Here is an 11420-nt window from a genome sequence, read left to right on the forward strand (position 1 = left end):
CAGATTGTCACAGCGTGTCGGAGAAGTCCTGACCCGGTGCGTTGTCGCCCTTCGTGTCGATGCCAGTGCTGCCGGTCGCGGCGCCGGGCTTGCCGGATCTACGCCACCGTCGAGACCGACCGGCGGGTTCGGGTACCGCGGTCGCTTTGACATCGAACTCTTCGCTCAGTCCGGACGGTGCGTCGATCGGCGACGATTCATCGTCGCTCACCGATCCCCACACCTGCTCCGTGCGACGAGCCTTGCGGCGGTCGTTGAGGCGCGCAACCTGCACCGCGACTTCGAACAGCAACGTCAACGCGAGCGCCAACGCCAGCATCGAGAACGGGTCCTGCCCGGGCGTCGCGATCGCGGCGAACACGAACAGTGCAAAGATCAGGCCCCGACGCCACGCCTTCAACCTCGAGTAGGGAAGGACGCCGACGACGTTCAGGGCGACGATCAACAGCGGGATCTCGAAGCTGACACCGAAGATGATCAGCAGGTTGATGATGAACCCGAAGTATTCAGCGCCACCGAGCGCTGTGATCTGGACGTTGTCACCGATTGTCAGCAGAAAGTGCAGGGCCTTCGCGACAACCACGTACGCCAATACGGCACCGGCGATGAACAGCGCGGCACCGGAGGCGACGAAACCCACCGCGTAGCGGCGTTCCTTCGCATGGAGACCGGGAGTGATGAATGCCCACAGTTGGTACAGCCAAATGGGGCAGGCCAGGACGATACCTGCGGTCAACGCGACCTTGAGTCGGAGCATGAACTGCTCGAACGGCCCCGTCGCGAGGAGTCGGCACGTTCCGTCGCTGCTGAGTTCGGCTCGACTCGAATCGGGAAGCGAGCAGTAGGGACCTCGCAACAACTCACCGAGACTTTCGATCCCCAAGAATTGGTGGGAATACCAAAAGAACCCCACCACGGTGGTCATCAGGACGCCGAGCACCGACAGCAGCAATCGCGTGCGCAGTTCGTAGAGGTGATCAACCAACGACATCGTGCCGTCGGGGTTGGTCCTCCGCTTACTGTTTCGCGGATCGAAGGGAATTCGCACCACAGTTCGCCCTAGTCTTGGTCAGCAGGCAACCGGGGTGATGGTTCACCCCGGTCGTCAGGCGGCTCGGACTAAGCCGACTTGGGATCGTTGTGCTGCGGCTGCGCCGGCGGGGTGACCGGGTCGGTCTTGGTGTCCGCGACCGGCAGTTCGGCAGGTGCGCTCTGCTTCGGGGCAGGCGCAGGCTCGCTGTCGTCGTTCTGCATCTCCCTGACCTCACTCTTGAAGATGCGGAGCGAGCGTCCGAGTCCGCGAGCCGCGTCGGGCAGCTTCTTGGATCCGAATAGGATGACGACGACAATCGCAACGATGGCCCAGTGCCAGGGGCTCAAAGCTCCCATGTGAAACCTCCAAAGAAGATCGGTCTCCCGATGGTACCGGACATACCCGGCACCAGCCTCACGGAAGTCCGCGGCAGACTAATGCGGCGATCGTTTGCCGGTGGGGTTTCCCGGATTCCGTTGTGCGCGCAGATCGGCTACCAGCGCTTCTCCTGTCCACCGCCGTTCACCACCCGCCTCGGCCTCCCGGATCAACGTGACAAGTCTCGCGTTCACCGGAGCATCCGTACCCGCCGATTCGGCCAAACGAACGACCTCGCCGCTGATCCAATCTACCTCGGTACGCCGGCCCGCTTCCAGGTCGTCCCACATCGATGACCGTGCATGCGGATCGATGGCCAGCATTCGACTTCCCGCCACCCGAAACAACCAGTCCGGGACATCGAGTAGCCGGGGAATCCAATGCGGCGGCAGCGGGGTGAGCTTGGCGACCGCGATTCCCCGCGCGGCCAATAGATCGAGCGCTTCTCGCTGAGCGAGGGCGAAAGCACGCCGAAACGGCCGCTGCGACAGTTCCTCGCGGAGGGGCAGATCGGACAGTGCATTGACCGGATTGTTCAGATTGAGCAACAGCTTCGCCCACTGCACCGCACGGAATTCGTCGTGCTCGCGCAACGGCAATCCCGCGGCGGCGAAACTCGATGCGAACCCGTCAACGGCCCGATGGCGTTCGATCTCCAGGTCGCCTTCGGAACCCTGATGGAAATGCCCGGGTCCGCGGCGGACCACATTGAACGGGACCATCGCTGCCAGAACGACGTTCTCCGGAATCGCCTCCCGCAACGCGTCCGCGTTGCCGAGCCCGTTCTGCGCGCTCATCACGACGGAACCGGGGTCGATCGCCGACGCCAGCGTCGCGGCCACCTCGGCGGTATCCGCCGACTTCACACACACGATGACGAGATCGGGTGTATCCACCGAATCGAAGTCGGTAGCGAAACTGACCGCATCCGCATCGACGCGCACGTCGGCACCGCGCAGATCTGTCAATCGCAGCCCGTGCTCGCGTATCTCGTTGCCGATACGTTCGCGACCGATCAGACTCACCGCGGCACCCGCCGCGGCGAGTCGCCCACCGACATAGCATCCGATGCTGCCGGCGCCGAAGACGGCGATCCGTATCGGACGCGTACCCCCGCTCATGCGTCCACGCTGTCGTACACCGACAGCGCCTCGACAGCTCGACGACGCACCTCGTCGACCAGTTCCGGTGGCTCCATCACAGTGATTCCCGCACCGAAGCCCAGCACCAGCCGTGCCATCCAGTCGAGCGCCCCGTAACTCATGCTCGCCTCGACCGAGCCGTCCGCGCCGACCTCGATCGTGTCCATCGGGTAGTAGTCGAGCACCCACACGCAGTCTGCAGCGATGTGCAACCGCGCCTGAGGCAGGGACGCGTCGCCACTGAACAGCTCGAGGTTCGAATCGGGCTCGAGGGCCTGGGCCGGTGGCACCGACGGCTCGTCCAGTCCGGTGGCGGCGTAAATTCGGTCGAGACGGAACAGACGAACACCTTCGGCCTGACGACACCACGCCTGCAGGTAACTGTGATTGTCGACCAGCACGATCCGTACCGGATCCACGGTGCGCTCACTGACCCGGTCCCGAGATGCCGAGTAGTACGTCAACGCCAGTGCGCGGTGGTGATGCAGGGCGGACCGCACCGACGCCGCGATCGGATCCTCCTCGACGTCCTCGCCCGAATCCTGCCCAACGGGGTCCGAAATCCTCCCCCGCGCGGCGGCGCCGGCGGCGTCCTCGATCTTCGCGATCGCGCTGTGTGCGGCGGACGGGTCGACCATTCCTGGCATCTCCACCAACGACCGAAGGGCAACCAGCAGCACGGTCGCCTCCGTAGACGTCAGGCGCAGAGGACGATCGATACCTGCAGAGAAGGTCACCTCGATACTTTCCTCGGAGAACGAGAGGTCGATGAGGTCGCCGGGGCCGTAGCCGGGCAGACCACACACCCACAGCTGGTTGAGGTCGGACATCAGCTGGGTGGTGGTGACTCCCAGCTCCGCGGCGGCCTCGGCCGCACTCATCCCCGGGTTGGCGATGAAGAACGGCACCAGATTCAGGAGCCGGGACAATCTCGTCGACAATCTGCTGCTCATGGCTCTCCCTTCCCGGCCGCATCTCGCAGCTTCGTCAACACGTTGTGGCGCAATTCCGGCGGGGCGAGTACCAGCGCTTCGGCTCCGTGCCCTGCGATCAGGCGCGCAATCCAGTCCCACGAACGGACCGGAATCTCGAGCACACTTCCGGTTCGATCATTCATGTCTTCGTCCGCCGTCGTCGTCGCGAGGCGGCGCAGGTCGTGAGCGCGGCCCTCGGCCACCCACACGGTGGCAGTGCCTGTGACCTCACCCGAACCGGTGGCCCGGTCAACGATCTCGCGGAGCTCGACACCTTCAGGTTTGTGGACCGCTCCGGAAGGACCGAACTCGGTCACACCGCCTCCGATCCGGGACAGCCGGAACGTCCTGACCGCGCCGCGGTCGACGTCGTGACCGACGAGATACCAGCGGCCGTGCGCGGTGACGACACCCCAGGGTTCGACGGTGCGTTCGGTGAACGGCTCGTTCGGGGCGCCGCGATGGGGAAAGCGAACGGCGCGACCCGCATCCACTGCCGCCAGGAGCTTGCCCATCGCGGGCTCGGACCCCCGGGTTCGGGCGGGAACGGCAGTGATCGGCGTGGCCTCCGAGTGCGGGTTCACCTGCACACCGGCGGCCTTCAACTTGAGGAGCGCGCGTTGCGCCGCCGCCGCCAGCTCGGGCGACTTCCACAACTGGACGGCGACCGCCACCGCGGCGGACTCTTCCTGGCTGAGATCGACGTCGGGAAGCCCGTAGGCGGTGGGACTGATCCGATATCCCTCGATCGTCGAGAACCGCGACGCCGGTCCGGTCTCGAGGGGGATGCCCAGATCTCGAAGTTCGTTCTTGTCACGCTCGAACATACGACTGAAGGCCTCGTCGCTGGCAGAGTTGCCGTACCCGGCAACGCTTTCCCGAATCTTCTCAGCGGTGAGGAACTGCCTGGTGGACAGCAAACAGATCACCAGGTTCATCAAGCGCTCGATCTTTGACGTCGACACGCCCGGAAGCCTATCGGGTGAGCCCGGCCACTGACGTGACAAGCATTGACACGACAAGCGCAGACTTGGCGAGCGCAACTACATCGAGGCGATCAGCCGCTCCACTCGCTCGTCCACCGACCGGAACGGGTCCTTGCACAGCACCGTCCGCTGGGCCTGGTCATTGAGTTTGAGATGGACCCAATCGACCGTGAAATCGCGCCCGGTCTCCTGGGCTGCGATGATGAACTCACCGCGCAACTTTGCCCTCGTCGTCTGCGGCGGAGTGTTTACCGCCGCCTCTATCGTCTCGTCCTCGACGACCCGCTTCACCAATCCCTTGCGTTGCAGGACGTCAAATACGCCGCGACCTCGTTTGATGTCGTGGTAAGCCAGATCCAACTGCGCGATCTTCGGGTCGGAGAGCTCGAAGCCGTGGCGGTCTTGGTAGCGCTGGAACAGCTTGCGCTTGATCACCCAGTCGATCTCCGTATCGACCTTCGCGAAATCCTGCGATTCGACGGCGTCCAGCATTCGTCCCCAAAGGTCCACCACCTGCGTGACCTGCGGATCTGGATCGCGGCTCTGCAGATGCTCCACCGCCCGCGCGTAATACTCACGCTGAATGTCGAGCGCACTGGCCTGCCTGCCGCCGGCCAGGCGCACCGGCCGCCGACCGGTGATGTCGTGGCTGACCTCGCGAATCGCCCGGATCGGGTTGTCCAGGGCAAAGTCGCGGAACGACACCCCCGCCTCGATCATTTCGAGTACGAGTGCGGCGGTGCCCACCTTCAACATGGTGGTGGACTCCGACATGTTCGAATCGCCCACGATCACGTGTAAGCGGCGATACTTTTCCGCGTCGGCGTGAGGTTCGTCACGGGTGTTGATGATCGGCCTCGACCGAGTCGTCGCCGACGAGACTCCCTCCCAGATGTGCTCGGCCCTCTGCGACAGGCAGAAGGTGGCCGCCTTCGGCGTCTGCAGGACCTTGCCCGCGCCACAGATCAACTGTCGTGTGACGAGGAACGGCAACAGCACATCCGAGATCCGGGAGAACTCGCCGGCACGGGCCACGAGGAAGTTCTCATGGCAGCCGTAGGAGTTGCCCGCAGAATCGGTGTTGTTCTTGAACAGGTAAATGTCACCGCCGATGCCTTCTTCGGCGAGCCTTTGCTCCGCGTCGATCAGCAACTCCTCGAGCACCCGTTCGCCCGCTCGGTCGTGGTTGACCAACTGGATGAGGTTGTCACACTCGGCAGTCGCGTATTCGGGGTGAGATCCCACGTCCAGATACAGGCGGGCGCCGTTGCGGAGGAATACGTTGGAACTGCGGCCCCAAGACACCACCCGACGAAACAGGTAGCGCGCGACCTCGTCCGGGCTCAGCCGCCTGTGACCATGGAAGGTGCAGGTCACGCCGAACTCTGTCTCAATTCCCATGATTCGCCGCTGCACACCTCGACAGTACAACGCCGGGCACCCACCGGAGAGGAAAACCCTCCGGTAGCACCGCACACTTACACCGGGCCGGCGAACCCGCAGCTACTCATCGGTAGTATCGCTCGGCTTCGCTTCGGTATCCGGCTTCGATTCGGCAGCGGGCCCCGGAAGATCCTTGGGCACCTCCGGGAGCAACTGTTCGAGTTCCGATCCGACGATCCGGCGAAACGCTCGACGCGGCCGCGACTGATCCAGCACGGCTACCTCGAGGCTGGCGACGTCGACCTCTCGTTCCTCGCCCTCACTCGAACCACCGTGACGGAGCGCTGCGACCGCTACCCCGACAGCCGCCTCGAGGTCGAGGTCGGGCCGATACGACTCGCTCATGGCAGCCGCGATCGGCTCGGTCGTGCCACCCATCACGACAAAATGCTGTTCGTCGACGATGGATCCGTCGTAGGTGATGCGATACAGCTGAGGCGGCTTCTCGCCGCCCGCACGCCCGACCTCCGCGACACAGATCTCCACCTCGTACGGCTTGGGCTGCTCGGTGAAGATCGTGCCGAGTGTCTGTGCGTAGGCGTTGGCCAGCGATCGACCCGTCACGTCGCGGCGGTCGTAGGAGTAGCCGCGCATGTCGGCCTGCACGATCCCCGCCCGCCGCAGGTTCTCGAACTCGTTGTATTTCCCGACGGCAGCGAACCCGAGACGGTCGTACAGTTCGCTGACCTTGTGCAGGGCGGTGGATGGATTCTCCGCCACGAAGAGCACACCGTCGTGGAAGGTGAGCACCACGACGCTGCGTCCCCGGGCAATTCCCTTGCGCGCCAAGTCCGAGCGGTCCCGCATGATCTGCTCGGCCGAGGCGTAATACGGCATGGTCATCGCGCAGACCCCCCTTCTTCGCTTCGCTCGGCGACGATGCTGCGAGCCAACTCGGACGTCGTCTCCACCGGTACGTGCACCGCTCCGGCCCGTGTGATCGTGACCGCTGTCGGATAAATGCCCCGCGACAGATCCGGGCCTCCAGTCGCCGAGTCGTCATCGGCGGCGTCGTACAACGATTCGACCGCCGCGCGCAGGGCCGTCTCTTCGTCACTGTCGGGCACGTAGAGCTTCTTCAGCGCCGACTTCGCAAACAACGACCCCGAGCCGACGGCGTGATATCCGGTGCGTTCCTCGTACCGTCCACCGACGACGTCGTACGACACGATCCGGCCTGCGTGCGCATCGTCTGTGGCGTCGAGGTCGTATCCGACGAGGAGGGGTACCACCGCGAGGCCCTGCATCGCAGCGCCGAGGTTGCCTCGGACCATCGACGCCAAGCGGTTGGCCTTGCCGTCGAAGGTCAGCGGAACACCCTCGATCTTCTCGTAGTGCTCGAGTTCGACAGCGAACAACCGAACCAGTTCGATGGCGATCCCCGCGGTACCGGCTATACCGGCCGCGGAGTAGTCGTCAGTGACATAAACCTTCTCCACATCACGATTCGCGATCAAGTTCCCCTGTGTCGCGCGACGGTCGCCCGCAAGGACGACGCCACCTTTGTAGGTGAGCGCGACGATAGTCGTTCCGTGCGGAGCGAGATCACCGCTCCCCATCCCGTCACCACCCCGTGTCGTCATCGAATACGAACGATGGTCGATCCTGTTCTCCGGCAGCATTTCTGGCGCATGACCACGTAGGTACTCGGTGAACGAGGACAGATTCGAACCGAAACTGAGCCTTGTGTCGCCGATCTGCAGTGCCGGTCGATCCGCCGTCACTGGCCGCCTTTCTGAACGTAGGCCCGGACGAAGTCCTCGGCATTCTCCTCGAGCACGTCGTCGATCTCGTCGAGAAGATCGTCGGTGTCATCGGCCAGTTTTTCACGACGTTCCTGACCAGCCGATCCATCCCCACCAGGGGTGTCGTCCTCGTCACCGCCGCCAGTTCGCTTGGTCTGCTCTTGTGCCATCGCCGCCGACCTCCTTGTTCAAAGGGAGCTCATCTTTCCGAGCGTCCTGTCCCGCCAAGCAGTCTGACTAGCTCATCCGCTCGGACCTTCACCCTACCGAGCGGCGACGCCTTGCGGGCGCCGACGCGACGGAGAGTTCGGTGCGAATCCGTCCAAATTCGGTCAACCGTTCAGTTCGTGAGCTCGTCGACTAGGTCTTTCGCCGTCTCAACAGACTCGAGCAACTCCCCTACGTGCGCCTTGCTGCCTCGCAGCGGCTCGAGGGTGGGGATGCGTACCAGCGAATCGCCACCCAAGTCGAAGATCACCGAATCCCAGCTCGCCGCCGCGATATCGGCACCGAACTTGCGCAGGCATTCACCGCGGAAGTATGCGCGCGTGTCGGTAGGGGGCGAGTCCACGGCGTCGAGGACCTGCTGCTCGGTGACCAGCCGTTCCATCGAGCCCCGCGACACCAAGAGGTTGAACAGGCCCTTGTCCAGACGGACATCGGAGTACTGCAGGTCGATCAGGCCCAGTTTCGGTGCGGCCCAGCCAAGGCCCTCCCTGCTACGTACGCCCTCCAAGAGGCGAAGCTTCGCCGGCCAGTCCAGGAGGTGAGCGCATTCCATAGGGTCTCGCTCGAGGAGGTCGAGCACCATCGCCCACTTCTCGAGGATGTCCGTGACTCGGGGGTCGTCGTTGCCTTCGGCCGACGTGAATTTCGCGACGCGGTCGAAGTAGATCCGCTGCAGGGCAAGCCCTGTCAACTCACGACCGTCCGCCAAAGCGACCGTGGCGCGGAGCGTGGGATCGTGACTGATGTGATGCACCGCCGTGACCGGACGGGCCAATTGCAGGTCAGTGAGATCGATACCGGCCTCGATGAGATCGAGTACGAGCGCTGTCGTACCCACTTTCAGGTAGGTCGACATCTCGGCGAGATTCGCGTCGCCGATGATGACGTGAAGCCGCCGATACTTGTCCGCATCCGCGTGAGGTTCGTCACGGGTGTTGATGATCCCCCGCTTGAGCGTGGTCTCGAGCCCGACCTCGACCTCGATGTAGTCGGCGCGCTGCGACAACTGGAACCCGGCCTCGTCACCGGACTGGCCGAACCCTACCCGGCCCGAGCCGCAAATCACCTGGCGGGATGCGAAAAAGGGCGTCAGCCCGTTGATCACCGCAGAAAACGGAGTTGCCCTGGACATGAGGTAGTTCTCATGGGTGCCGTAAGACGCACCCTTGCCGTCTACGTTGTTCTTGTACAACTGAAGTCGCGGCGCGCCGGGGACGCTCGAGGCGTGCCGCGCCGCCGCTTCCATCACACGCTCGCCGGCCTTGTCCCAGATGACGGCGTCGAGAGGATCCGTGACCTCCGGAGCCGAGTACTCGGGGTGTGCGTGATCGACATACAGCCTCGCACCATTGGTGAGGATCATGTTGGCTGCGCCGACCTCGTCGGCATCGATGACCGGTGCCGGACCGCTCAGCCTACCCAGATCGAATCCGCGCGCATCGCGCAACGGGGACTCCACCTCATAGTCCCACCTCGTGCGCTTGGCTCGCGGCACACCGGCCGCCGCCGCATACGCCAGCACCGCCTGGGTGGACGTCAAGATCGGATTGGCCGAAGGCTCGCTGGGTGAAGATATTCCGTACTCGACCTCGACCCCGATGATCCGCTGCATGTTGCGAGCCTATGCGATCACCCGCCGCTCTCATGGTGCACTCCCCGATGTGCGAGCCGTCCCCGCCTGCCGCCTATGCCTCCACACAGTCCAAGTACGTGTCCGCGGAAATCGCCCTGAGTACGGTGCGCACTCCTGGCGGGGCCCAGGCATGGGAGCCGTCTTCGACGATCTTCGGGTCGATCAGTTCGACGGTCCGATGGCGAGTTTCGATCGTGCAACCACCGGCCCCCACCACGTTTTTCACCCAATCACTGTTGTCGCCGTAGGTAAGCGCGAACCGATAGTGGCCGCCTTCGACGAACACGTTGACCGGGGTGCGGTAGGCCCTACCCGATCGACGCCCACGGTGCTCCACGACGGCGAAACCGGGCAGGTACTTCGCGGCGCCGCGCGTCAACTGGTTGGTCGCGACACGGTTGAATCGGGCCATCGAACGCGGTAAGACCATGACCATCCCCCTTCGGACCCTGGACTACCTGATCTCGACGATACCGATCCTCGGTCGGTGTTCTCAGGCCATGATCACACGCGTTCTCCCTCGATCTCGGATGGCGCCTTCACCAGAAGAGAGGCCGCAAGCGCGACCGCACCGAGCGCAACGGAGATCCACAGTGCGTTCTGGTATCCGGACAGCGTGCCGGCGCCCGCAGTCGGCGCAACCAGCGCGATCCCCACAGCAACGCCCGTGGTGAAACAAGCCCCGTTGAACGCGGGCAGCGCGCCAGGGCTCTCTTTCGGCGAAAGGATGACACCCAGCGCGTTGACGGTGGTCAGAGTCAAGCCGTTGTAAGACACCCCCAGCGCGGCGAACGCTACGAAGACGATCCACTGCTGGTTCGGAACAATCGCGGCAACGACAAGCATTGCGATACTCGCAACGAGACCGATCCGTAGCACCAGACGCCAGCCCACACGAGGCGCCCACCACCCGGTCAAGGGCCCGAAGAAGAATCCGATCAGAGACAGCGGTACGAGGAACAACAAACCGGACATCGTGGCGTTCATGCCATAACCGTTGAGCGGGTCCTGGCTCAGGAGGATAACCGTGATGTTGATCGCGACGAAGAACCCGGCAAGCGTAAACAGCGTCGTCACCATGATCGGCCAGACCTGGCGCGAACGCAGGTGCTTCACTGCGATCAGAGGGTCGCGCCGCCGCTTTTCCACGTGCCAGAACACCACCGCCAACAGAATCGTTCCGGAGAGGAGAATCCTCGCCCAATTGCTGGTCCAGCCGTTCGCCGAACCGTTCGTGAGTCCGACACTCAAGCAGGTGAGGGCCGCGGACAGCACAATCGCACCCAACCAGTCCATTCTCCCTGCAGAGCGACGCATGGTCCCGGGCACGTATCTGGCCGCAAGTGTTATCGCCAACAGGCTCAACGCCGCGATGACAGCGAAGATGGCCCGGAAGCCCAGGGTGTCGGAGAGAATCCCGCCGACGAGCCCATCGACACCGGCGACGCCGCCATTGGCCGCGATGATCACCCCGAGCGCGACACCGAACTGGGTGGGTGTCATCGTCTCGTGCAACACCAGGTAGGCGATCTGAAAGGTGACCCCGGAAGCGCCCTGAATCAGTCGACCGACGATCAGCACCCAGACATTGGGGGCGAAAACGGCAATCAGGGTGCCGACACACATTGCCGCGAGAACCCAAATGAGGACAGTGCGCCGTCCGGCGTAATCGCTGAACCGGGACAACACGACGCCGGCGATCCCCGCGACGAGAAAGAACAGGGTCTGGGACAGTGCGACACGGTCTACGGAGGTCCCCAACGACCGCGCCATCTCCGGGATCGCCGGGGAGATCATCGTCGAGTTGAGCTGAAAGGCAAGCACACTGAGCAGAAGAGCCGCGAACATAGTCGCATCT

At 63.8% G+C, this 11420-nt stretch carries 12 protein-coding genes; all 12 read right to left on the reverse strand.

All coding sequences use genetic code 11. From position 1 onward, the window contains the following. Positions 1–7: 7 nt before the first annotated feature. A complete protein-coding gene (gene tatC, locus BFN03_RS08325) occupies positions 8–1048 on the reverse strand; it encodes a twin-arginine translocase subunit TatC (RefSeq protein WP_070380733.1) in 1041 nt (346 codons plus the stop codon). A 71-nt stretch (positions 1049–1119) separates the two neighbouring features. Continuing rightward, a complete protein-coding gene (tatA, locus tag BFN03_RS08330) occupies positions 1120–1389 on the reverse strand; it encodes a Sec-independent protein translocase subunit TatA (protein WP_070378626.1) in 270 nt (89 codons plus the stop codon). A 78-nt stretch (positions 1390–1467) separates the two neighbouring features. Then, positions 1468–2532, reverse strand: coding sequence for a 2-dehydropantoate 2-reductase (locus BFN03_RS08335; protein WP_070378627.1), 1065 nt, complete (start codon positions 2530–2532; stop codon positions 1468–1470). Next, a complete protein-coding gene (locus BFN03_RS08340) occupies positions 2529–3506 on the reverse strand; it encodes a helix-turn-helix transcriptional regulator (RefSeq protein WP_070378628.1) in 978 nt (325 codons plus the stop codon). Before BFN03_RS08340 ends, BFN03_RS08335 begins: the two co-directional genes overlap by 4 nt. After that, a complete protein-coding gene (locus BFN03_RS08345) occupies positions 3503–4492 on the reverse strand; it encodes a helix-turn-helix transcriptional regulator (RefSeq protein WP_070378629.1) in 990 nt (329 codons plus the stop codon). Before BFN03_RS08345 ends, BFN03_RS08340 begins: the two co-directional genes overlap by 4 nt. A gap of 78 nt (positions 4493–4570) precedes the next feature. Then, a complete protein-coding gene (pafA, locus tag BFN03_RS08350) occupies positions 4571–5929 on the reverse strand; it encodes a Pup--protein ligase (RefSeq protein WP_198163430.1) in 1359 nt (452 codons plus the stop codon). Positions 5930–6016: 87 nt separating this feature from the next. Continuing rightward, entirely contained in the window at positions 6017–6799 is a 783-nt protein-coding gene (gene prcA, locus BFN03_RS08355; RefSeq protein WP_070378631.1) for a proteasome subunit alpha, read from the reverse strand. Then, a complete protein-coding gene (gene prcB, locus BFN03_RS08360; RefSeq protein ID WP_070378632.1) occupies positions 6796–7680 on the reverse strand; it encodes a proteasome subunit beta in 885 nt (294 codons plus the stop codon). The genes prcA and prcB overlap by 4 nt, the downstream gene beginning before the upstream one ends. Then, positions 7677–7871 (reverse strand): ubiquitin-like protein Pup, encoded by a 195-nt coding sequence (locus BFN03_RS08365; protein ID WP_070378633.1) that lies wholly within the window; start codon positions 7869–7871, stop codon positions 7677–7679. The genes prcB and BFN03_RS08365 overlap by 4 nt, the downstream gene beginning before the upstream one ends. A 170-nt stretch (positions 7872–8041) precedes the next feature. After that, the gene (dop, locus tag BFN03_RS08370) at positions 8042–9541 is read right to left on the reverse strand and encodes a depupylase/deamidase Dop (protein ID WP_070378634.1); all 1500 of its coding nucleotides are present in this window, start codon (positions 9539–9541) and stop codon (positions 8042–8044) included. A 73-nt stretch (positions 9542–9614) separates the two neighbouring features. Beyond that, positions 9615–9992: a nitroreductase family deazaflavin-dependent oxidoreductase gene (locus tag BFN03_RS08375; protein ID WP_070380734.1), complete on the reverse strand. Its 378-nt coding sequence runs from the start codon at positions 9990–9992 to the stop codon at positions 9615–9617. 74 nt (positions 9993–10066) lie between these two features. Further along, positions 10067–11410, reverse strand: coding sequence for an MFS transporter (locus BFN03_RS08380; RefSeq protein ID WP_084385550.1), 1344 nt, complete (start codon positions 11408–11410; stop codon positions 10067–10069). Between the last annotated feature and the right edge of the window lie 10 nt (positions 11411–11420).

The organism is Rhodococcus sp. WMMA185 (genome assembly GCF_001767395.1).
Lineage (GTDB): Bacteria > Actinomycetota > Actinomycetes > Mycobacteriales > Mycobacteriaceae > Rhodococcus_F.

Excerpts from the sequence above, each read along its gene's own strand:
- tatA (WP_070378626.1), bottom strand. The coding sequence starts at position 1,389 with ATGGGAGCTTTGAGCCCCTGGCACTGGGCCATCGTTGCGATTGTCGTC.
- BFN03_RS08335 (WP_070378627.1), bottom strand. The coding sequence starts at position 2,532 with ATGAGCGGGGGTACGCGTCCGATACGGATCGCCGTCTTCGGCGCCGGC.
- BFN03_RS08340 (WP_070378628.1), bottom strand. The coding sequence starts at position 3,506 with ATGAGCAGCAGATTGTCGACGAGATTGTCCCGGCTCCTGAATCTGGTG.
- prcA (WP_070378631.1), bottom strand. The coding sequence starts at position 6,799 with ATGACCATGCCGTATTACGCCTCGGCCGAGCAGATCATGCGGGACCGC.
- BFN03_RS08365 (WP_070378633.1), bottom strand. The coding sequence starts at position 7,871 with ATGGCACAAGAGCAGACCAAGCGAACTGGCGGCGGTGACGAGGACGAC.
- dop (WP_070378634.1), bottom strand. The coding sequence starts at position 9,541 with ATGCAGCGGATCATCGGGGTCGAGGTCGAGTACGGAATATCTTCACCC.
- BFN03_RS08375 (WP_070380734.1), bottom strand. The coding sequence starts at position 9,992 with ATGGTCTTACCGCGTTCGATGGCCCGATTCAACCGTGTCGCGACCAAC.
- BFN03_RS08380 (WP_084385550.1), bottom strand. The coding sequence starts at position 11,410 with ATGTTCGCGGCTCTTCTGCTCAGTGTGCTTGCCTTTCAGCTCAACTCG.